General features: G+C 66.8%; 17 protein-coding genes. 2 read left to right on the top strand and 15 right to left on the bottom strand.

What is annotated here, in order from left to right; translation table 11 throughout:
• Window positions 1–33 precede the first annotated feature (33 nt).
• Window positions 34–837 (bottom strand): IS21-like element helper ATPase IstB, encoded by an 804-nt coding sequence (gene istB / locus ACWV14_RS27870; RefSeq protein WP_454901618.1) that lies wholly within the window; start codon window positions 835–837, stop codon window positions 34–36.
• Window positions 827–2,416 carry an IS21 family transposase gene (gene istA, locus ACWV14_RS27865; RefSeq protein WP_454901620.1) on the bottom strand — a complete coding sequence of 530 codons (1,590 nt, stop codon included), beginning with the start codon at window positions 2,414–2,416 and terminating at the stop codon, window positions 827–829. The genes istB and istA overlap by 11 nt, the downstream gene beginning before the upstream one ends.
• Before the next feature lie 92 nt (window positions 2,417–2,508).
• On the opposite strand from istA, the gene ACWV14_RS27860 reads away from it, so the two are divergent.
• On the top strand, window positions 2,509–3,735 hold the full coding sequence (locus tag ACWV14_RS27860) for a hypothetical protein (RefSeq protein ID WP_454904789.1): 1,227 nt from the start codon (window positions 2,509–2,511) through the stop codon (window positions 3,733–3,735).
• A gap of 1,112 nt (window positions 3,736–4,847) precedes the next feature.
• Here the strand turns inward: ACWV14_RS27860 and ACWV14_RS27855 are convergent.
• From ACWV14_RS27855 to ACWV14_RS27800, 12 genes are all read right to left on the bottom strand, one after another.
• Window positions 4,848–5,819: an NAD(P)H-dependent flavin oxidoreductase gene (locus ACWV14_RS27855; RefSeq protein ID WP_081270846.1), complete on the bottom strand. Its 972-nt coding sequence runs from the start codon at window positions 5,817–5,819 to the stop codon at window positions 4,848–4,850.
• A gap of 11 nt (window positions 5,820–5,830) precedes the next feature.
• Window positions 5,831–6,763: an electron transfer flavoprotein subunit alpha/FixB family protein gene (locus ACWV14_RS27850; RefSeq protein WP_454904788.1), complete on the bottom strand. Its 933-nt coding sequence runs from the start codon at window positions 6,761–6,763 to the stop codon at window positions 5,831–5,833.
• A gap of 14 nt (window positions 6,764–6,777) precedes the next feature.
• Window positions 6,778–7,527, bottom strand: coding sequence for an electron transfer flavoprotein subunit beta/FixA family protein (locus tag ACWV14_RS27845; RefSeq protein WP_454904786.1), 750 nt, complete (start codon window positions 7,525–7,527; stop codon window positions 6,778–6,780).
• Between the two features lie 38 nt (window positions 7,528–7,565).
• Window positions 7,566–8,606 carry a Bug family tripartite tricarboxylate transporter substrate binding protein gene (locus ACWV14_RS27840; protein WP_454904784.1) on the bottom strand — a complete coding sequence of 347 codons (1,041 nt, stop codon included), beginning with the start codon at window positions 8,604–8,606 and terminating at the stop codon, window positions 7,566–7,568.
• Window positions 8,603–10,555 (bottom strand): acyl-CoA synthetase, encoded by a 1,953-nt coding sequence (locus ACWV14_RS27835; protein ID WP_454904782.1) that lies wholly within the window; start codon window positions 10,553–10,555, stop codon window positions 8,603–8,605. The genes ACWV14_RS27840 and ACWV14_RS27835 overlap by 4 nt, the downstream gene beginning before the upstream one ends.
• 55 nt (window positions 10,556–10,610) lie before the next feature.
• Window positions 10,611–11,600, bottom strand: a complete 990-nt coding sequence (locus ACWV14_RS27830; protein WP_454904780.1) for a Bug family tripartite tricarboxylate transporter substrate binding protein — start codon at window positions 11,598–11,600, stop codon at window positions 10,611–10,613.
• A gap of 40 nt (window positions 11,601–11,640) precedes the next feature.
• Window positions 11,641–12,849 carry a CaiB/BaiF CoA transferase family protein gene (locus tag ACWV14_RS27825; protein WP_454904778.1) on the bottom strand — a complete coding sequence of 403 codons (1,209 nt, stop codon included), beginning with the start codon at window positions 12,847–12,849 and terminating at the stop codon, window positions 11,641–11,643.
• Window positions 12,850–12,910: 61 nt separating this feature from the next.
• Window positions 12,911–13,732, bottom strand: coding sequence for an oxepin-CoA hydrolase, alternative type (locus ACWV14_RS27820; protein WP_454904776.1), 822 nt, complete (start codon window positions 13,730–13,732; stop codon window positions 12,911–12,913).
• Window positions 13,729–14,895 carry an acyl-CoA dehydrogenase family protein gene (locus ACWV14_RS27815; protein ID WP_454904774.1) on the bottom strand — a complete coding sequence of 389 codons (1,167 nt, stop codon included), beginning with the start codon at window positions 14,893–14,895 and terminating at the stop codon, window positions 13,729–13,731. Before ACWV14_RS27815 ends, ACWV14_RS27820 begins: the two co-directional genes overlap by 4 nt.
• 12 nt (window positions 14,896–14,907) lie before the next feature.
• Window positions 14,908–16,125 carry an acyl-CoA dehydrogenase family protein gene (locus tag ACWV14_RS27810; RefSeq protein ID WP_454904773.1) on the bottom strand — a complete coding sequence of 406 codons (1,218 nt, stop codon included), beginning with the start codon at window positions 16,123–16,125 and terminating at the stop codon, window positions 14,908–14,910.
• Window positions 16,126–16,135: 10 nt separating this feature from the next.
• Window positions 16,136–17,326 (bottom strand): acetyl-CoA C-acyltransferase, encoded by a 1,191-nt coding sequence (locus tag ACWV14_RS27805; RefSeq protein WP_454904771.1) that lies wholly within the window; start codon window positions 17,324–17,326, stop codon window positions 16,136–16,138.
• A 32-nt stretch (window positions 17,327–17,358) separates the two neighbouring features.
• Window positions 17,359–19,497: a 3-hydroxyacyl-CoA dehydrogenase NAD-binding domain-containing protein gene (locus ACWV14_RS27800; protein ID WP_454904769.1), complete on the bottom strand. Its 2,139-nt coding sequence runs from the start codon at window positions 19,495–19,497 to the stop codon at window positions 17,359–17,361.
• A 139-nt stretch (window positions 19,498–19,636) separates the two neighbouring features.
• Here ACWV14_RS27800 and ACWV14_RS27795 point away from each other — a divergent pair, with 139 nt between their 5' ends.
• A complete protein-coding gene (locus ACWV14_RS27795; RefSeq protein WP_454904767.1) occupies window positions 19,637–20,530 on the top strand; it encodes a LysR family transcriptional regulator in 894 nt (297 codons plus the stop codon).
• Here ACWV14_RS27795 and ACWV14_RS27790 read toward each other — a convergent pair.
• A complete protein-coding gene (locus tag ACWV14_RS27790; protein WP_454904765.1) occupies window positions 20,527–22,017 on the bottom strand; it encodes a sensor domain-containing diguanylate cyclase in 1,491 nt (496 codons plus the stop codon). The genes ACWV14_RS27795 and ACWV14_RS27790 overlap by 4 nt on opposite strands.
• Between the last annotated feature and the right edge of the window lie 54 nt (window positions 22,018–22,071).

Below are 22,071 nucleotides of genomic sequence, written 5' to 3'. Positions count from 1 at the left end.
ATATTGACCCACCCTCTTTGCGAGCCAGCCGGCTCACGGTGTGGATAAGTTCTTGGCTTTCTCCTTTTTAGGTTGGACTGCTTGAACGGGTTGAGCCGAGCTGTGCTTGAAGCGGAAGCTGTCGTTTCCGGTCTCCAGAATATGGCAGTGATGCGTGAGCCGGTCCAGCAACGCCGTCGTCATCTTCGCGTCGCCGAAGACGCTGGCCCACTCGCTGAAGCTCAAGTTGGTTGTGATCACCACGCTCGTGCGTTCGTAGAGTTTGGACAGCAGATGGAACAACAGCGCGCCACCTGATGCGCTGAACGGCAGGTAGCCCAGTTCATCGAGCACCACCATGTCCGCGTACATCAGTCGGTGCGCGATGTGGCCGGGATTGCCACTGGCCTTCTCTTGCTCGAGTGCGTTGACCAGTTCTACCGTCGAGAAGAAGCGCACCCGGCGGTGTTGGTGCTCGATGGCCTGCACGCCCAGCGCCGTGGCGATGTGGGTCTTGCCGGTGCCCGGACCGCCCACGAGCACCACGTTCTGCGCATCGTCCATGAACTCGCATCGGTGTAGCTGACGCACCAGCGCCTCGTTGACCTCGCTGTTGGCGAAGTCGAAGCCAGCGAGATCGCGATAGGCTGGGAAGCGAGCGAGCTTCAACTGGTAGGCCACCGAGCGTACCTCCCGCTCGGCTGTCTCTGCCTTTAGCAACTGCGAGAGCATCGGTTGGGCCGCCTCGAAGGCCGGCGATCCCTGCTCGGCCAGCTCCGCGACGGCCTGGGCCATGCCGTGCATCTTGAGTTCGCGCAGCATGATCACGATGGCGCCGCTGGCAGGGTCATGTCGCATGGCGCACCTCCTGGCTACTCGACTTGGAGTTCAGCGGCCCGCGCAGGCCGCCAGCAGCGCTGGCACGCCCCCGGAGCGTGTCGTAGCGCAGCACATCGGCCTTCGGCTCGTTCATCAGGCGCAGTGCCTGCGGTGCCGTGACAGGCGCCGGCGCAATGGGCTTGGCATCGAGCAGTCGGTGCAGCACATTCAGCACATGAGTCTTGCTGGCCACGCCGGCTTCCAGCGCCAGTTCGACCGCGGTCAGCACTGCCTGCTCGTCGTGGTGCAGCACCAGCGCCAGGATCTCCACCATCTCGCGGTCTCCGCCTGGCTGCTTCAGCAGCGCGGCCTGCAGCCGCCGGAAGCCCTGCGGCAGCTCGCTGAAGGGCGCTCCGTTCCTGAGCGCTCCTGGCTTGCGTTGCAGCACTGCCAGGTAGTGCCTCCAGTCGTAGACGGTCTGACCTGCGGTGTCGTGGCGACGGTCAATGATGCGCGTGTGCTCGCACACGATCTGGCCCTCGGCCGCCACGACGAGGCGTTCGGCGTACACGCGCAGGCTCACTGGCCGGTTCGCGTAGGAGGCCGGAACGCTGTAACGGTTGCGCTCGAAGTGCACCAGGCAGGTGGGCGAGACGCGCTTGGTGTGTTCCACGAAACCATCGAAGGGTCTGGGGATCTGCAACAGTAGTGGCCGTTCCTGCGCCCAGACATCGGCTACGGTCCCTGGCAGCTTGCCGTGGACGATCTCGCCCCACAGCGCCTTGCAGCGGTCCTCCAGCCAGTCGTTGAGCAGCGCCAGCGTGGCGAACGCCGGCACAGGTTGCCACAACCGGTGGCGCGCATCACGCACGTTCTTCTCGACCTGGCCCTTCTCCCAGCCCGAGGCCGGGTTGCAGAACTCGGCCTCGAACAGGTAGTGACTGACCATGGCGCTGAAGCGCGCGTTGATGTCGCGCTCCTTGCCGCGGCGTACCTTGTCCACGGCGGTCTTCATGTTGTCGTAGATGCCGCGCCGAGGCACGCCCCCGAGTACCTCGAAGGCCCGGTTGTGCGCATCGAACAGCATCTCGTGGGTCTGCAACAGGTAGGCGCGCACGATGAACGCACGGCTGTGGCTGAGCTTGAAGTGCGCCACCTGCAGCTTGGTGCGTTCACCAGCGATGACGGCCCAGTCCTCGCTCCAGTCGAACTGGAATGCCTCGCCGGGACCGAAGGCCAGAGGCACGAAGGTGCCGCGCCCGGTCGTCTGCTGGACCTCGTGGAGATGCGCATGCCACGCTCGTGCAAAGGCCGCCACGCGGTTGTAGGAGCCCTGGTAGCCCAGCGCCACCAGATCGGCGTGCATCTGCTTGAGCGTGCGCCGCTGCTTGCGTGACTTAGACGCCTCGCTCTTGAGCCAGCCGCCGAGCTTCTCGGCGAACGCGTCGAGCTTGCTCGGGCTGATGCGCTTCGCGTAGCTGGGCGCCGCCTCGCCCTCGCGAAGGTACTTGCGGATGGTGTTGCGAGACAAGCCCGTGCGCCGGGCTATCTCTCGGATGGACAGTTGCTCTCGCAGTGCCCAACGCCTGATGACACTCAGTGTCGCCACGTCAATCACTCCTGTGCTCCTGCTGCTAAAAGCAGCAGGTTAGGGTTATCACGTGGGTCAGATTTAGATGGAAATCACCGGGCCAAGTGGGTCACTTCTGGATGGAAATCAACAACCCGGTGGTGTTCATTGACGAATACCAGGACACGAATGACGAGTTCATGGGTGCGTTGGCAACGCACTTTCTGGAACCTAAGAAGGGACCACTGATTGGCCTGTTCGGCGATCACTGGCAGACCATTTACCGGGACGATTTCGACCTGTCCGCACTGCCAGACGTCGAGGGAGTCGACAAGGGTTCGAATTTTCGCTCTGTGCCTGCCGTGGTGGACATGCTTAACCGCCTCCGGCCTACTTTGCCTCAGGTCGTTGATGACGAGACAGCCCAGGGTGAGGCGCGCGCGTTTCATGCTAACGCTTACACAGGGGAGCGGACTAACACCCCACACTCAAAGCTGGACACGCCGCCAGATGTCACGCGCGCCTACGTCGCCGCGCTTCGCAAACGACTTCAGAATGAGGGCTGGGACTTCTCCCCCAAGGTCACGAAAGTTTTGATGCTGACGCACGCCGCCCTCGCGGCTGAGCAAGACTACCCCTCAATCGTTGAAATCTTCAAGTCCCACCAAGACGCCATCTCCAAGCTCGATGATGCGACCCTGGAATTTCTTGGCAGAGTCGTAGAACCTACGTGTGCAGCGTACAAGGCGAAGAAGTACGGGCAGATGTTTGATGTGCTTGGCCGGGCGGTCACCCTGAAAAATCCTTCAGAGAAGCAGGCTTGGGCAGATGGCATGAAATCCCTCGATGCCCTGCGCGAAAGTGGCACAGTGGGCGAGGTGCTGGATCTGCTGAAGAAGACGCGCCGGCCTCGTTTGCCTGACAACGTGACCCGTCGTGAGGACGACATGGCAGCGTTTGATCCGGCTGCGGGAGAGCCAGAGAAGCTCTCCGTTGACCGCCATCGGCGCTTGCGTGACGTAAAGTATCAGGAGATCGTGAACCTCGTGCGCTTTGTCGATGGCTCCACGCCCTTCGCCACTCAGCATAGTGTCAAGGGTGCAGAATTTGAGAACGTCCTCGTCGTCTTCGGCGGCGGTTGGAACCATTACAACTGGCCGCGCATGCTCGAATATATGGTTGCCGGTGCGAAACCGACTGCAGCCCATCAGAAAGGTTTCAACCGCGCCAGGAACCTCTTCTATGTCAGTGTCTCTCGGCCAAAGCGCCGTCTAGCAGTCCTTTTTACACAGACGATGAGTGAAAAGTCGTTGGGGGTGCTCAACAAGTTGTTCGCCAACAAGGTGGCCGCGGTTAACCTACCCTGACCATCGCTCTGCGCGGTCTTGTCGCGCGGCGGCGTCCAGAGGCGCTGCAAAGTGTGGCCGATGCATTTCAGGTTGCATGCGTTGACGCGGATATCTCTACCCGTCTGTGCTCCCCATCGCTTCGTGCGTCGCTGAATCGCAAGGTCTGAGTTGTCCGGGTCGCAAGCGAAGTTAGGCGGTCGCCCGCATGCGGGGTGAGGGCGAAGCAGGCCGCCTCGGAGCTTGTGTCGACTTCCGCTTTCGCTGCAAAGCAGATGCTCGCATTGTCTGTCGACGATCAGCATGGAACACATAGCTGCCACCGAGGCCTACTCCACAAACCTCAACCGAACCGAATTCCCTTCATCACGAAGGCTTCAGCCGTCGTACCCCAAAGGACCTGTTCCCCAAGGCGGGCCGCGAACCCCGCAGTCCGTAGACCAGCCCCTACCCGCCAGCCTCAGGAGCCCCACGCCGCGCCATCTCGCTCACCTGAAACAGCTCCCCCGCCTTGCGAGCCAACTCAGCCGCAAGCCAAAGCAGGTTGTCCAACCGCCGAGGCCCATCCCCGCTGCACCAGTCGATCTCTTCCCCGTGGCAAACCCACAAGAGCGCTTCGAGTTGAGAGAGGGTGTTTTCAAGAAGATCCGCCGGGTCTTGGGCGTTGTCTTCGGAAGCTACCGGCGTGCGAGGCCGGGCTATAGTCTTGGTAGCCATTTTTGTGCGGTTCCTGATAGGTTGTTGCACGAACTTGGTTAGACGGTCGGGGTGCTAGTAACACCTCGGCCGTCGCCTTTTGATACCTCGCATCTGCATCGCTGCTTTCGCACCGACGACCTGCCGCGAGGCAAGCAGCCTTCAAACATCTAAGTGGTGGGGGGTGTTGCTTCCCTTGGTGGGGTATGGAGTGACAGGGGCATCCACTCTAGAGAAGAACTGGGCAAAGCAGCCGTTTCATGCGGCATGAAGTCCCGCAGAGCGCCAACAAATGCAGCTTCCACAGCAGCGCTGAACGCTCACGCTGGCGGGGTGCCTTGCGCAGCGAAATAAAGGAGGAGGCCGAAGGCCGGGGGACATTCGCGGAGCAAGGTACCCCGTCGGCGTGAGCGCCCCCCGATGCAACCCAAAAGGCATCAGCCCATCAAGGAACGCGCCCGCTCCAGATGCTCCCGGCACTCACGCACCATGCGCTCCAGCAATTCAGCGCAGGTAGGAATGTCATCGATCAGCCCGATGCACTGCCCCGCCGAAACCACCCCGTTCTGCACCTCGCCAGACTCCAGCGCCGCACGGCCGCGCGCACCGGCCACCAGCGGCCGCACTTCCTCGAACTCGCAACCGCCGGGCCGGTTCTCCGTGGCCACCACCTCTTCGGAGATCGCGTTGCGGAACACGCGCGCGGTGTTGCGCATGGTGCGGAACATCAGCTTCGTGTCGCGCTCGGTCGCATCGACCAGCGCCTGCTTGATGTTGTCGTGAATGGGCGCTTCCTTCGTCACGCAGAAGCGCGTGCCCATGTTGACGCCCTCGGCGCCCAGCGCCAGCGCCGCTGCCATGCCGCGACCGTCTGCGATGCCGCCCGACGCGATGATCGGAATGCGCAGCTTGCGCGCCGCAATGGGCAGCAGCACGAGGCCGGGAACGTCGTCTTCGCCGGGGTGGCCCGCGCATTCGAAGCCGTCCACCGACACCGCGTCGACGCCATTGCGCTCCGCCGACAGCGCATGGCGCACCGAGGTGCACTTGTGCACGATCTTCACGTCATGCCGCTTCAGCGCCTCGATGAAGTCCTTCGGGCTGTTGCCCGCGGTCTCCACGATCTTCACGCCGCTGTCGATGATGGCCTGCACGTACTCCGCATACGGCGGCGGCTTCACCGCCGGCAGGATCGTGAGGTTCACGCCAAAGGGCTTGTCGGTGAGCGTGCGGGTGCGCGCGATCTCGTTGCGCAGGTCGTCGGGCGTGGGCTGCGTGAGCGCGGTCACGATGCCCAGGCCGCCGGCGTTCGACACGGCCGCGGCCAGCTCGGCACGGCCCACCCATTGCATGCCGCCCTGGATGATGGGGTAGCGAATGCCGAGCAGTTCGGTGATGCGGGTCTTCATGCGGGGGGCTCCTACAGCGCCTTCACCAGTTCCGGCACGGCCACGAACAGGTCGGCCACCAGGCCGTAGTCGGCCACCGAGAAGATCGGAGCCTCTTCGTCCTTGTTTATCGCGACGATGACCTTCGAGTCCTTCATGCCGGCCAAGTGCTGGATGGCGCCCGAGATGCCCGCTGCGATGTACAGCTGCGGCGCGACGATCTTGCCCGTCTGGCCCACTTGCCAGTCGTTCGGCGCGTAGCCTGCGTCGACTGCTGCACGGCTGGCACCCAGGCCTGCGTTCAGCTTGTCCGCCAGCGGCGTCATCACTTCGGTGAACTTCTCGGCGCTGCCCAAGGCACGGCCACCCGAGACGATGATCTTTGCGGCCGTCAGTTCGGGGCGGTCGCTCTTGGTCACTTCGCGGCTCACGAAGCTGCTCTTGCCGCTGTCGGCCACGCCTTCAGCGGTTTCGACGGTTGCGCTGCCACCGGTGGCTGCTGCCGCGTCGAAGCCGGTCGTGCGAACCGTGATCACCTTGGTTGCGTCGCTGCTCTGCACCGTGGCAATCGCGTTGCCGGCATAGATCGGGCGCTCGAAGGTGTCGGGGCTGACAACCAAAGTGATGTCGCTGATCTGGGCCACGTCGAGCTTGGCGGCCACGCGCGGAGCCACGTTCTTGCCGTTGGCGGTCGATGGGAACAGGATGTGGCTGTAGTTCGCTGCGATCGCCAGCACTTGCGCTGCGACGTTCTCGGCGAGGTTCTCTGCCAGGCTGGGGCTGTCTGCGGCGATGACCTTGGTCACGCCTGCGATCTGGGCGGCTGCCTTGGCGGCTTCGGCTGCATTGGCGCCGGCCACGAGCACGTGGACATCGCCGCCGCAGGCCAGCGCCGCGGTCACGGTGTTGAGGGTGGCCGGCTTGATGCTGGCGTGGTCGTGTTCGGCAATGACGAGTGCGGTCATGTTCGTTTTCTTCCTCAGATCACTTTGGCTTCGTTCTTCAGCTTGTCCACCAGGGTGGCGACGTCGGGCACCTTGATGCCGGCGCCACGCTTCGGCGGTTCCGCGACCTTCAGGGTCTTGAGGCGCGGCTTCACATCCACGCCCAGGTCTTCGGGCTTGAAGGTGTCCAGCTGCTTCTTCTTGGCCTTCATGATGTTCGGCAGCGTCACGTAGCGCGGTTCGTTCAGGCGCAGGTCGGTGGTGATGACGGCCGGCAGCGTGAGCGTCAGCGTTTCCATGCCGCCGTCGACTTCGCGGGAAACCGTGGCCTTGTCGCCTGCGACTTCGACCTTGGAGGCAAAGGTGGCTTGTGGCAGGTCGGCCAGCGCAGCCAGCATCTGGCCGGTCTGGTTGGCGTCGTCGTCGATGGCCTGCTTGCCCAGGATGATCAGCTGGGGCTGTTCCTTGTCGATCAGCGCCTTGAGCAGCTTGGCAACGGCCAGCGGCTGCAGCTCTTCGGTGGTCTCGACCAGGATGCCGCGGTCGGCGCCGATGGCCATCGCGGTGCGCAGGGTTTCCTGGCACTTGGCGTCACCGCACGAGACGGCGATGACTTCGGTGACCACGCCCTTTTCCTTCAGGCGCACGGCCTCTTCGACAGCGATCTCGTCGAAGGGGTTCATGCTCATCTTGACGTTGGCAATGTCCACCCCGGTGCCGTCGCTCTTCACGCGCACCTTCACGTTGTAATCGACGACCCGTTTGACAGGTACCAGAACCTTCATGGCTGTTCCTTTGAATGACGAAGAAATGAATGAATGGGTTACTCGAGCTTGGCGCCCGATTGCTTGATGAGCCGCTCCCACACCGGGCGCTCGGCCTTCCAGGCGGTGGCGAAGAGCTCGGGCGAGCTGTCCTTGATCTCGAAGCCCATGGCCGCCACGCGCTCGCGCACGTCGGGCTGCTGCGTGGCCTTGCGCACTTCTTCGGCGATGCGGTCCACGATGGGCTTGGGCGTCCTGGCGGGCATCGCGATGGCGAGCCAGCCGGTCACGCGGTAGGCCTCGTCCTTCAGGCCCTGCTCGGCCAGCGTGGGCACGTCGGGCAGGGTGCTCATGCGGCGCTCGCCGCTCACGCCGATGGCGCGGATCTTTCCGGAGTCGATGTGCGGCTTGGCCACCAGCGCGCTGGCGTAGGCCATCTGGATCTGGCCGCCGATCAGGTCCTGCATCATCGGCGCCTCGCCCTTGTAGGCGACGTGGTTCATGTCGGAGCGCGTGGCAAGGCTCATGTGCGCGCCGGCCAGGTGCGGGTATGCGCCCACGCCGTAAGAACCGTAGGCCACCTTGCCCTTGTTGGCGGTGACGTACTTCAGCAGCTCGGGCCCGGTCTTCACCGGCACGCTCGGGTGCACCACCAGCACCAGCGGCGCCATCGCGATCTGGTAGACCAGCGTGAGGTCGCGCTGCGTGTCGTAGGGCAGCTTGTCGTAGAGGAACTCGTTGGTCATGAGCGAGTTGCTCAGCCCCAGCACGATGGTGTAGCCGTCGGCCGGCGACTTGGCGACTGCGTCGGTGCCGATGATGCCGGCCGCGCCCGGCTTGTTGTCGATGACGACGGGCTGGCCCAGGCCGGCCGACATCTTCTGGCCGATCACGCGCGCCAGCACGTCGGTGGCGCCGCCCGCGGCGAAGGGCACGACCATGCGGATCGGCTTGTTCGGGTACGTGTTCTGTGCCTGCGCATGGGGCAGCGCGCACAGCGTGGCGGCGGAAGCGGCGGCGCACAGCAGGGCGCGGCGAGTCGGAAGGCGGAAGGTCGTCACTTGTCTCTGTCTCTCGGTCTTGGTTTTGAAAGGGGTCATTGCGGCGCGATGCGCGTCTTGAAGGGCAGCGGCTCCAGCGCCGCCTGCAGCCGCTCGCGCAGCGGCGCGGCCAGCGCGCCGGCCGCGGCCTCGTCGACCAGCACGCACACCAGGCTCTCGCCTTCGGTCTTCACCACCGGGCGGGCCGCGTCCGGCACGCCGAGTGCGGCGCAGGCCTCGGCCACCGTCGCGGCCACCACGTGCCGCGCGGCCATTGCGCGCAGCTCGGGCTTGTAGATTTTTCCGACGTTGGTCATCGGCATGGTCTCGATCACCGACACCCACTTGGGCCGCGCGGGCGCCTCGTCCACGCGCGCGGCGGTGAAGGCCAGCAGTTCTTCTTCGGTGGCCGACGCGCCGGGCACCAGCGTCGCGAAGATCACCGGCAGCTCGCCCGCGTAGGCATCGGGCGCGCCCACGGCGGCGCACAGCTGCACGGCGGGGTGGGCGCCCAGCGCGTCCTCGATGGTCTTGGGGTCGATGTTGTGGCCGCTGCGGATGATCAGGTCCTTCGAGCGGCCCGTGAGGTTGAGCCGCTCCTCGCTGTCGATCCAGCCCAGGTCGCCGGTGGCAAGCCAGCCGTCGGCCGTGAAGGCCTTGGCGTTGTCGGCCGGGTCCACGAAACCCGAGAACACGTTGGGCGACTTGAACAGCACCATGCCCTGCTCGCCGGGCGGCATCTCGCGGTCGGTGGCGTTGCCGTTCTCGTCGAGCGCCACCACGCGCATCTGCATGTAGGGCAGCCGAAAACCCACGCAGCCCGCGGGCCCGTTCACGCCGGGCGGCGTGATGGTCGAGATGCCGGCCATCTCGGTCATGCCCAGGCTTTCATGCACGTGCAGGCCGAACAACCGCTCGAAGCGCGCGGCCAGTTCGGGCGCGAGCACGGCGGCGCCGGTGCGGCAGTAGGTGATGGAGGAAATGTCCGCGCCGTCCAGCGGCACGTTGGCCAGCGCCGCGAGCACCGTGGGCACGGCCGACAGCGAAGTCGGGCGGTAGCGCGCCACCAGCTTCCAGTAGTTGGCCAGCACCTCCTTGTTGCGCAGCAGCGAGGTAGTGGGAATGATCACTTCCACGCCCGCCGACAGCGACGACAGCGAAGCCGGCAGCACGCCGGCCACATGGAACAGCGGGTAGCCGTTGATGGAGATGCCCTGCTCGTTCATGCCCGCGACCTGCACGCTGGCCCAGGCGGTGAACACCTGCGCGCCGTGGCTGTGGCGCGCGAGCTTCGGCGCACCGGTGGTGCCGCCGGTGTGGAAGTACGCGGCGATGTCGGTCGGCGCGATGTCGCGGCCGCTCACGAGGTGGTCGTCGGGTTGCGCGGCGCGCAGCACTTCGAACTCGGCCACGCCCTCGGGCATTGCTCCGGCGGTGCCGGGGGCTTCGTCATGCGGCGCCACGCGCAGCACCGTGGTCAGCGTGGGCACCTGGCCGCGCAGGCGCATGGCCTTCGACCACATGCCCGATTCGCTGTCCGAGCCGTAGGCGATCAGCACCTTGGCGCGCGCGGCGGTCATCAGCGCCACCAGCTTCTCGTCGGTGAGCAGCGGGTTCAGCGGCTGCACGATGCCGGCCGCCTCGCCGCCCCACAGCGCCAGGTGGTACTCCAGGCAGCCGGGCAGCAGCACGGCCACGGCGTCCTGCGGACCCACGCCCAGCGTGTGCAGCATGTTCGCGGTCTGGTGGATGCGCGCGAGCAGTTCGGCATACGACCAGCGGATGGGCTCGTCGGCCGGGTTGCCGGTGCGCAGGAAGGTCAGCGCCGTCTTGCCGCCGAAGGCATGGCCGGCGTTGCGGAAGATCTCGTAGGTGCTGCGCACCGTGAGCGCCTGCGCGAGCGGCGTTTCTTCGAGCTTGCGGATGTCCGCGAGGCTGCGCACGGGAAGGGCCGGGCGAAACGGTGCGCCGACCGGGGTGCCGTAGTTGTTTTCGTGCTTGCCTGTCATGTCTTTTGTCTCCTTGGTGCCGCCGCGGTGCCGGGCCCTGCCGGCCCGGTTCGTTTTACTGGTTCGTGATGTGGTTGTCTCGAATGACCTTGCCCCAGCGCTCGAAGTCTTCGTGCATGCGCACACCCGTCTGTGCCGGCGTGCGGTAGGCCGCGAAGGAGCCCACGCTCTCCAGTTTTTCCTGCACCTGCTTGTCGGCCAGCGCGGTCTTCAGCTCGGCGCTCATGCGGTCGATCACTTCCTTGGGCGTGCCGGCCGGGGCCAGCAGGCCGCCCCACGAGGTGGCGTCGAAGCCGGGGAAGCCTTGCTCGGCCACCGTCTTCACGTCGGGCAGCAGGCTCACGCGCTTGCCCGAGCCCACGGCAATGGCGCGCAGCTTGCCGGCCTTGATGTGCGGCAGCACGCCCACCAGGTCGGAGAACATCGCGGGCACCTGGCCGCCGATCAGGTCGGTCACGGCCGGTGCGCTGCCGCGGTAGGGCACGTGCTGCATGTCGAACTTGCCGATGGTCTTGAGCTGTTCGGTCGTCAGGTGGCCGAAGCTGCCGGCACCGGCGGTGGTGTAGTTGAGCTTGCCGCCCTCGGCCTTGGCCTTGGCGATGAGGTCTTGCACGCCGTTCACGTCGGGCAGCGACTTGGGGTTCACCACCAGCACGATCGGCAGGTCGTACACCGAGCCCACGGGCGTGAAGTTCTTGAAGATGTCGTAGCCGGTGGGGCCATACAGGTGCGAGGCCAGCAGCGTGGGCGTGGCCAGCATCACGAAGGTGTAGCCGTCGGGCGCGGCCCGCGCGGCCGTGGCGGCGCCCACGGTGCCCGATGCGCCGCTGCGGTTGTCGATCACGATGTTCTGCTTGAGCGCGACCGACATCTTCTGCGCCACGATGCGCGAGGCCACGTCGGTCGGGCCGCCCGGCGGAAAGGGCACGATCAGCGTGATCGGCTTGGCGGGCCAGGCTTGCGCGAAGGCGGTGCCGGCCACCAGGGGCAGGGCGAGGGCGAGAAGGGCGCGGCGAACGGGACTGCGAAGGGAAAGGGATGCCATTGGGTCTTGTCTACTTTGGAAATTCGGACGCCTGTCTTCTTCAGACGACGCCACTCGTTTTCAGCGCCGCCAGCTTTTCATCCGACAGGCCGAGCAGGGACTTCAGCACGTCGTGCGTGCCTTCGCCCAGGGTGGGCGGCGCGCTGCGCACCGGCAGGCGCTCGCCATCGAAACGGTAGGGCGGTGCCAGCACGTTGACCGTGCCCGCCACCGGGTGCGGCTGCGTGGTGACCAGGCCGGCGTCGGTGGCGCGCTTCGATTGCAGCGCCTCCAGCAGGCCCAGCACCTCGCCGCACGGAATGCCGGCGGCGGTGAGCTTCTCGAGCAGGTCGGCGCGCTGGCGCTTGGCCAGTTCGGCGTGCAGCTCGGGCAGAAGCACCGCGCGGTTGGCCGAGCGCAGGATGTTGGTCTTGAAGCGCTCGTCGGCCGCGAGGTCGGGCCGGCCGATCACTTCGGTGCAGAAGCGCGCGAACTGCGCGTTGTTGCCCACGGTGATGACCAGCGGGCCGTCGGCCGCGTCGAACACGCCGTACGGCACGATCGACGGATGCGAGTTGCCGTAGCGCGGCGGGTCTTCGCCCATCAGCAGCGCTTCGAGGCCGTAGTAGGCGGTGATCATCAGGCCGCAGTCGAACAGCGCCATTTCCACGTGCCGGCCCTTGCCGGTCTTCTCGCGCTGGTACAGCGCCGCCAGGATGGCCTGCGCCGAGTACATGCCGGTGAACAGGTCCACGGCCGCCACGCCGAACTTCAGCGGCGGCTGGTTGGCTTCGCCGTTCAGCGCCATCAGGCCGGCCTCGCCTTGAACGACGAGGTCGTAGCCGGGCCGCGCTGCCTCGGGGCCGGTGCGGTCGTAGCCAGAGATCGAGCAGTAGATGAGGCCCGGGTTCTCCTTGCTCAGTTGCTCGTAGCCCAGGCCCAGCTTGTCGATGCCGCCGAACTTGAAGTTCTGGATCACCACGTCGCACTGCTTCGCCAGGTCGCGCGCGATCTGCTGGCCTTCTGGCGTCTGCAGGTCGAGCGTGACCGAGCGCTTGTTGCGGTTCACGCTGTTGAAGTAGGCGGTCTCGGTCTTGCCCACGCGCAGGCCCCAGTCGCGGGTGTCGTCGCCGCGGCCCGGGTGCTCCACCTTGATGACCTCGGCGCCCATGTCGGCCAGCACCATGCCGCACCAGGGGCCCGCCAGGATGCGGGACAGATCGAGGACGCGCACGCCGGCAAGCGGCAGCGAGGAATTCAGCGAGGACATGGCTACTCCAGGAAAAACGAAAAGCCCCGTGCGCATGCGCAGGGGGCGGGCAGGGCGGATGTCAGGGCGTGTCCGCCTTGCCGCCGGCGTGGCGCAGCGCCACGAAGTCGGCCTTGCGCTTGCCGAGGAACGCGCCGATGCCTTCGGCCGCTTCGGCATCGCCTTGCGACTCGACCATGAACACGGCCTCGGCGTCGAGCTGCTCTTCCAGCGTGGCGTGGTGCGCCTGGCGGCACAGCGTCTTGATGCGCGCGCTGGCGCGCTGCGGGCCGCTTGCCACCTTGGCCGCGAGCGCGATGGCTTCGGCCAGCGCGGCGCCCTTGTCGGTCAGGCGGTTGACTGCGCCCAGCGCATGCAGGCGCTCGGCCGGCATGCGGTCGCCGGTGAGGCACATCTCGGTCAGCACCTGGCGCGAGACGAACTCCGCAAGGAAGGCCGTGGCGCCGCCGTCCGGCGTGAGGCCGACCTTGACGTAGGCCACGGTGTAGAAGGCGTCGCGCGCCGACACCAGCATGTCGCAGGCCAGCGCCATCGACAGGCCCGCGCCGGCAGCGCCGCCTTCGACCGCCGCGATCACCGGCTTGCTGCAATCGCGCAGCGCGCGGATCAGGTTGTTGAGGCCTTCGAGGATCTGGCGGCGCTCGGCCACCGGCAGCTCGCGGCGCTTGGCCAGCAGGTTCAGGTCGCCGCCGGAGCAGAAGAAATCGCCTGCGCCGGTGAAGACGATGGCGCCCACTTCGGGGTCGTTCTGCGCGTCGGCCAGCGCGGCGCTCAGCTCGGCGTACAGCGTGGGCGTGATCGCGTTGCGCGCGGCGGGGTTGCTGTTGGTCAGGATGCGCACGGCGCCTTCCTGCGAGATCAGAACGGTCTTGTTGTCGCTCATGCCGCAACCTCCCTGCCGGACTCTTTGCCCAGGGCGATGTGGCGCTGCAGGTGGTGGTCTTCGTCGCCCAGCTGGTGGTCGATCATCACCAGGCGCTTGGCGTAGTGGGGCAGGGGCAGTTCCCAGGTCATGCCGATGCCGCCGTGCATCTGGATGCTTTCTTCCGCCACCAGCGCGCCGATGCGGCCGATGCTGAACTTGGCGGCCGACAGCGCGCGCTCGCGCGTCAGGCGGTCGCCGGTGTCGATGGCGGCTGCCGCGTTGATGACGGCCGAGCGGGCCTGTTCGATCTCCAGCAGCAGGTCGGCCATGCGGTGCTGCAGGGCCTGGAAGCTGCCGATGAGAATGCCGAACTGCTTGCGCGTGCGCAGGTATTCCAGCGTGGCGGTCTTGGCGGCTTCCATCGCTCCCAGTGCCTCGGCGCACAGCGCGAGCACGCCGCGGCCGAAGGCGCGTTCCAGCGTGGCGTTGCCCTGGCCTTCGGCGCCGAGCAGCGCGTCGGCGCCCAGCTTCACGCCGTCGAATGCAAGTTCGGCCACGCGGCCGCCGTCGATGGCGGGGCAGCCGCGCACCGTGAGGCCTGCGGTCTTCGCGGGCACGAGGAACAGCGAGATGCCGGCTTCGTCGTCCACGTTGCCCGAGGTGCGGGCTGAGACCAGGAACAGGTCGGCCTGCTCGCCCTGCGGCACCACGGCCTTGGCGCCGTGCAGCACCCAGCCACTGTCGCTGCCGTTGTTGCTGCGCTCGGCCTTGGTGGCCACGCGCGTGCGTTCGTAGTGCGTGTCGGCCTCGTCGTGCGCGAAGGCTGCGACGGTCACGCCGTTGATGATGTCTGCGAGCTTTTCTTTCTGCGCGTCGCTGCCGGCGGCGCTGATCGCCTCGCCGACCATCACCGCGCCCAGCAGCGGCTCGACCACCAGGCCGCGGCCCAGTGCCTCGAAGACCACGGCAATGTCGAAGCCGCCGCCGCCGAAGCCGCCATCGGCCTCGCTGAACAGCGCGCCGATCACGCCCAGTTCGGCGAACTGCTGGAAGATTTCCTTGCTGAACCCGTGCTCCGACTTCGCGATGCGGTCGCGCGCGTCGAAGGCGTACTGCTCGCTGATGAAGCGGTTCAGGCTGTCGGCGAGCATGCGCCGGTCTTCGGTGTGTTCGAAGTTCATGGCATGTCTCCTTTACAGACCAAGAATCATCTTGCTGATGATGTTCTTCTGGATTTCGTTCGAGCCGCCGAAGATCGACAGCTTGCGGTTGTTGAAGTAGCGCGATGCGGCGGCCGATGCGTAATCGGGGCCGAAGGTCTCGCCCCCGTTCTCGGTATAGCCGTCCTTCAGCGCCTCGGCGATGAAGGGGCGGCCATACACGCCCATCGCGCGGCGGGCCAGCGACGAGATTTCCTGGCGGATCTCGGTGCCGCGAATCTTCAGCATCGAGCTTTCCGCGCCCGGCACGCCGCCGCCGGCCACCGCCGCGATCACGCGCAGGTTGGTGGTCTTCATGTTCTCCAGGTCGATCTCTACACGCGCCATGCGTGCAGCGAAGGCCGGGTCTTCGGCCAGCGGCTTGCCGTTCTTGGTCTGCGTGGCGGCAATGCCCTTGAGCTGTTCGAGCGCGGCCACCGAGAAGCCCACGCCCGCGATGTTGGTGCGCTCGTAGGTCAGCAGGTACTTGGCGCAGGTCCAGCCCTTGTTCTCTTCACCCACGAGGTTCTCGGCGGGCACGCGCACGTCGGAGAAGAACACCTCGTTCACCTCATGCTCGCCGTCGAGCGTGATGATCGGGCGCACTTCCACGCCGGGCGATGTCATGTCGATCAGCAGGAAGCTGATGCCTTCCTGCTTCTTCGCCTCGCGGTTGGTGCGCACCAGGCAGAAGATCATGTTGGCGTGCTGGCCCAGCGTGGTCCAGGTCTTCTGGCCGTTCACGATGTAGTGGTCGCCCTGCGCGTCGATGCCGCGCACGGCCGAAGTCTTCACGGCAGCAAGGTCGGAGCCCGCGCCGGGTTCCGAATAGCCCTGGCACCACCAGTCGGCGCCGTTCAGGATGCGCGGCAGCCAATGCTGCTTCTGCGCTTCGTTGCCGTACTTGATGAGCACCGGCCCCAGCATGTTCACGCCGAAGGGCACGATGCGCGGCGCGAAGGCCAGCGCGCATTCATGCTCGAAGATGAACTTCTCGACCGCCGTCCACCCCGGGCCGCCGTACTGCTCGGGCCAGTGGTTGGCCAGCCAGCCGCGCGCGTTGAGGATGGCGTGCCATTCCTGCATGTCGGCCTTCTCGAGGATCTTGCCGCTGCGCACTTTCTCGGAAAGCCGCACCGGCAGCTTGGTCGAAAGGAAGGCGCGCACTTCGCTGCGGAAGGCTTCTTCTTCGGTCGTGAAGTTCAGGTCCATCGCGGGCTCCTCAATAGATTTCGAACAGGCCGGCCGCGCCCATGCCGCCGGCAATGCACATCGTGACCACGGCGTACTTCGCGCCACGGCGCTTGCCTTCGATGAGCACGTGGCCCGCCAGGCGCGCGCCGGTCATGCCGAAGGGGTGGCCGATGGAGATGGCACCGCCGTTCACGTTGAGCAGCTCCGACGGAATGCCCAGCTTGTCCTGGCAGTAGATCGACTGCGAGGCGAAGGCTTCGTTGAGTTCCCACAGGCCGATGTCCTGCACCTTGAGGCCGTGGCGCGCGAGCAGCTTGGGCACCGCGAACACCGGGCCGATGCCCATCTCGTCGGGCTCGCAGCCGGCCACTGCCAGGCCGCGGAAGGCGCCCAGCGGCTTGATGTTGGCGCGCTCGGCGTCCTTGGCTTCCATCAGCACGCAGGCCGATGCGCCGTCCGACAGCTGCGAGGCGTTGCCTGCGGTGACGAACTTGTCCTCGCCCATCACCGGCTTCAGCTTGGCGAGCGCCTCGTAGGTGGTGCCGCGGCGGTTGCAGTTGTCTTCGGTGGCGGTGACTTCGCGGTAGGTGACTTCCTTCGTCTCCTTGTCGGTCACGGCCATCGTGGTGGTGCAGGCGACGATCTCGTCCTTGTAGCGGCCGGCGATCTGCGCTTCTTCGGTGCGGCGCTGGCTCTCTGCGGAGAAGCGGTCCTGTGCCTCGCGGGTAATGCCGTAGCGCTTGGCCACGATGTCGGCGGTTTCGATCATCGCCATGTACAGCTCGGGCTTGTGCTCGACGATCCACGGGTCCATGCCGCTGTCGCCGGCATCGGTGGCGCTGCGCGAGCGGATCTGCGAGATGCTTTCGACGCCGCCCGCGATCATGGCCGGCGCGCCGTCCACCACGATGCGGCCCGCGGCCATGGCAATCGCCTGCAGGCCCGAGGCGCAGAAGCGGTTCACCGTGGTGCCGGCAATGCCGATCGGCAGGCCCGCGCGGATGATGGCCTGGCGCGCGATGTTGCGGCCGGTGGTGCCTTCGGGGTAGCCGCAGCCGAGGATCGCGTCCTCGATCAGCGCGGGGTCGAGGCCCGAGCGTTCCACCGCCGCCTTCACGGCGAAGGCCGCCAGCGTGGGGCCGGGGGTGATGTTGAATTCTCCGCGGTGCGCCTTGGTGAGCGGGGTGCGGGCGGTGGAAACGATGACGGCTTCACGCATGGGGTGTGTCTCCTGGACGGCTGACTCTGTGATTACTCGGATTGATTGAGGCTGGCGAAATCGGCGCCGCGTTCGACCAGCTGTACCAGCAGCGGCGACGGCTTCCAGAAGATCGGGTCTTCCTTCGCGAACTCGCGGATGTCGGCCAGCACCTTGGGCAGGCCGACGGTGTCGGCGTACTTCATCGGGCCGCCGCGGTGGCGCGGGAAGCCGTAGCCGTAGAGGAAGGTCACGTCCACGTCCAGCGGGCGCAGCGCGATGCGCTGGAGCACGACGTTGGCGCCTTCGTTGACCATCGCGGCCATGTAGCGGCGCATGATTTCTTCTTCGGTGAAGGCGCGCGGCTTGATGCCTGCGCGCTCGCGCTCGGCGTCGATGATGGCCAGCACTTCGGGGTCGGGCTGGCCGGTGCGCGCGCCTTCGGGGTACAGGTAGTAGCCGCGCTGCGTCTTCTGGCCGAACCAGCCGCGCTCGCAGATGCGGTCGGCAATCTGCACGTAGCGCGCCTCGGGGTCGCGCGTGGCGGCCTTGCGCTTGCGCGTGGCCCAGCCGATGTCGCCGCCGGCCAGGTCGGACACCTGGAACGGGCCCATCGGGTAGCCGAAGTTGCGCACCGCTTCGTCGATCTGGTAGGGCGACGCGCCGTCTTCCATCATGTGGTCGGCGGCCTGGCGGTACACGGCCAGGATGCGGTTGCCGATGAAGCCGTCGCACACGCCGGCGCGCACCGGCACCTTCTTCAGCTTCTTGGCCAGCTCGAAGCCGGTGGCGACCACGTCGGCGCTGACCTTGGCGGGCACCACGATCTCCAGCAGCTTCATGATGTTGGCGGGCGAGAAGAAGTGCAGGCCCACCACGTCCTGCGGACGCGAGATGCTGGCGGCGATCTCGTCGATGTCCAGGTACGAGGTGTTGGTGGCGAGCACCGCGCCGCGCTTGCACACGCGGTCGAGTTCTGCGAACACGGCCTTCTTGACCGACATGTCCTCGAACACGGCTTCGACCACGATGTCGACCTGCGCGAGCGCGTCGTAGCTGGTCGAGCCGGAGAAGCGCGCCATCACGCTGTCCTTGGCCTCGGGCGTCATGCGGCCCTTCTTGATGAGGCCGTCGTACACCTTCTCCACGTTGGCGCGGCCGCGTGCGAGTTGCGTGTCGTCGCGCTCGATCATGGTCACCGGCATGCCGGCGTCGAGCATGGCCACCGCGATGCCCGCGCCCATGGTGCCGCCGCCGACGATGCCGGCCGACTCCAGCGCGCGAGGCTTGGCCGACTTGGTCTCGGGCGCCTTCAGCACTTCACGCTCGGCGAAGAAGGCGTGGATCAGGCCGGCGCGCTGCGGGCTGTCGATGCACTGCAGGAACAGCTTGCGCTCCAGCGCCATGCCTTCGTCGAAGGGCAGCGTGAGCGCGGCCTCGACGGCTTCGATGATCTTCATTGGCGAGAACAGGCCGCGGCTCTTCTTGGCGGTGTCGGCGCGCGCGGCTTCGAGGGCGCCCCGGCTGGCTTCCTTGTCTGCCAGCGCGCCGGCTTCGCGCGTGCGGCGCACCGGGGCCTTGGCGGCGACCAGTTCCTGCGCGTAGGCGAGGCCCTCGGCCAGCGCGTCGGCGTCGCTGCCCAGGCGGTCGACGAGGCCGAGCGACAGCGCTTCCTTGGCGCCCGCATGCCGGCCGCTGAGCATCAGCTCGAGGGCTGGCTTCACGCCGATGAGGCGCGGCGCGCGCTGCGTGCCGCCCGAGCCGGGCAAGAGGCCCAGCGCCACTTCGGGCAGGCCCAGCTTGGCGGTGGGCGAGGCGATGCGGTAGTGCGCCGACAGCGCCACTTCGAGCCCGCCGCCGAGCGCGGCGCCGTGGATGGCGGCAACCACCGGCTTGGTGCAGTTCTCGATCTTCAGGCACGCCTCGGGCAGCGACGGCGGCTGCGGCGTCTTGCCGAACTCGCGGATGTCGGCGCCGGCGATGAAGTTGCGGCCCGCGCCGGCGATCAGCACGGCCTTGGCGGCGCCGTCGGCCTCGGCCGCGTCGATGGCGGCCACGAGGCCGCGGCGCACGTCCACGCCCAGGGCGTTGACGGGCGGGTTGTCGATGGTCACCACGAACACGTCGCCTCGACGCTCGAAGGTGACGGGACCGGTGGACGTGGAGGGGCTGGGGGTGTCGTTGGTGGCCATGTGCTGCTTGTCTCTTGCGTTGCGAACCGTGCGGGTTCGAGGCTCTGGGGTGAACCCGGCATTCTTGGCCGGTATCCTTGCTTTGACAATTGCATAGGCGGTTGACAGACTGTCAAAGGATTTTTGACACAATCGGTGCATGGACCTGCAATCGCTCACCCTGCTGGTGGAAATCCTCGATGCCGGCAACCTGAGCGCGGCGGCCCGCCGGCTCAAGATGACCCGCGCCAACGTCAGCTACCACCTGAACCAGCTGGAGCGCTCGGTGGGCGCGCAGCTGGTGCGGCGCACCACCCGGCGCGCCGAGCCGACCGAAATCGGCCTGCGGCTCTACCAGCATGGCGTGGCGATCCAGGGCGAACTGCTGGCTGCGCGCGAATCGGTCACCACGCTGGGACAGGGCCTGCAGGGCCGCGTGCGGCTGAGCGTGCCCAGCGGCTACGGGCAACTGGTCATGGCCGACTGGCTCATCGACTTCAAGCGCCAGTACCCCGGCATCGTGCTCGACGTGGTGTTCGAGAACCGCATCGAGGACCTGCTGCGCGACGAAGTCGACATCGCCATTCGCGTGATCCCTGAGCCGCCGCAGAACCTGGTGGCGCGCGCGATGGGGCCGGTGCGCTACGTGGCCTGTGCCTCGGCGGAGTACGCGGTGAAGCACCCGCTGCCGGTGCAGCTCGATGCGCTGCAGGGCGCGCCTGTGGTCACTGCCGCCGTCATCGGCCGGCAGCTGCGCGTGTCGGCCTACCAGGGCGAGACGCGGCGCGAGGTGATCCTCGAGCCGACGCTGATCTCGGAAAACTTTCTATTTCTGCGCCAGGCCATCCTCGCCGGCCTGGGCATCGGCCTCGTGCCCGACTACGTGGTGCAGGAAGACGTGCGCAAGGGCGACGTCGTGACCACGCTGGACGACTGGCGCCTGTCCATCTTCGGCACGCAGATGTTCATGCTCTACATGCCCAACCGCCAGCACACGCGGGCGATCCGGACGTTCATCGATTTCGTGCTGGAGCGGGTGCGGGTGCCGGGCTAGCTACCCCGCCGCCGGTTTCCCGGCGTGCCTTCGTAGTGCCTTGCCTTGTCGACATACATCGCCCGGTCCGCGCGTTGCAGGGCCGATTCCAGCGACTCTCCCGCGTGGCAGGTCGCCAGGCCGATCGCCAGGCTCAGCGCGTGGCCGCTCTGTCCGGCGTGGAACTGGTTGTTCATTTCCAGCAGCGTGAGGATGCGCTCGCGCATGGCTTCGGCGCCGCGCTCGTCGGTCATGGGCAGCAGCACCGCGAACTCGTCGCCGCCTATGCGCGCGGGCCAGGCCGGCGGGTCGACGGCCTTGTCGAGCACCTCGCCCATGCGGCGCAGCAGCGAGTCGCCGGCGGCATGGCCTTCCTGGTCGTTGAGCTGCTTCAGTCCGTTCAGGTCGATGGCCACGATCGACACCGGCCAGGGGCCCTTGCGCGCGAGGCGGGTGAGCTCTTCGGTGAAGTAGGTGCGGTTGCATAGCTGCGTGAGCACGTCGTGCTTGCCGAGGTATTCGAGGTAGGCCTCGGCCTTCTTGCGCGCGGTGATGTCGACCAGCGACACCAGCACCAGGTCCCAGGTGTCGAGCCGGTCGTCCTGCACCGCGAACTGCATGTGGATGTTCAGCACCTCGCCCGACAGCGAGTAGTTGAGCACCTCGCGGTGCTGCACGGTCTTGTTGTTCCACAGGTCCTGCAGCTGCTCGGCGAAGGATTCGCGCATCTCGTCGCGGAAGATGCGCGAGAGGCTGCCCAGCAGGGTCTGCAGGTCGGGCGCGCCGAACATGCGCAGCGTTTCGCGGTTCACGTCGACGACGCGGATCTCCTGCATGCAGCGCGTCACGAACTCGGGGTGCACCTTGATGAAGGTGGCGAAGTCGGTGATGCCGCGCGCGCGGATGCTTTGCAGCAGCGCGCGCACGGCGCTGAAGTCTTCCACCCACAGCGACACCGGCGAGCGCTCGAACAGGCTGCGTGCGTAGGCGGCGCTTTCGTCGCGCAGGCGCTGCGCGGCCACGCGCTCGGTCACGTCGTCGAGCGAGACCAGCACGCGCTCCCAGGTGGCTTCGTGGCCGGGCAGCACGCGGGCGCGCACGCGCACGTCGAGCCGCCGGCCGTCGAGGGCGTAGTTGACCGTCTCGCTCTCGAAGGTGAGCTGGCCGCGCCACAGCTGGTCGAGCTCATGCACCACGGTGGCCGACATGTCGCCGCGGAACACGCGGTCGAGCGAGCCGAGCAGGGTCTGCTGGCTGTCGGCGGCGAAGAGCTTCAGGGTGTGCTGGTTGACCCGCAGCACCTTCAGCAGCGCCATGCATTCGCTCACGCGGCCCGGGTCTTCCGACAGGAACGCTACCAGGTCGGTCACGCCTTCGGCGCGCCAGCCGTCGAGCTTGCGCTTGAGGCCGCTGTAGTCTTCGATCCAGAGGGAGACGGGCGCCAGGTCGAACATGGCGTCGAGTTCGGATGACGGGGAAACGTCGGACGCGGCGGCGGTCAGGGCCATCGATGGGCTTTCGGAAAAGCGGCTGCAGCCATTGCTGACGGGCCGCCGGCAGAT

This window comes from Variovorax durovernensis (genome assembly GCF_977011995.1).
Note: the sequence above shows the minus strand (reverse complement) of the source record. Positions and strands in the feature narration are given on the sequence as shown.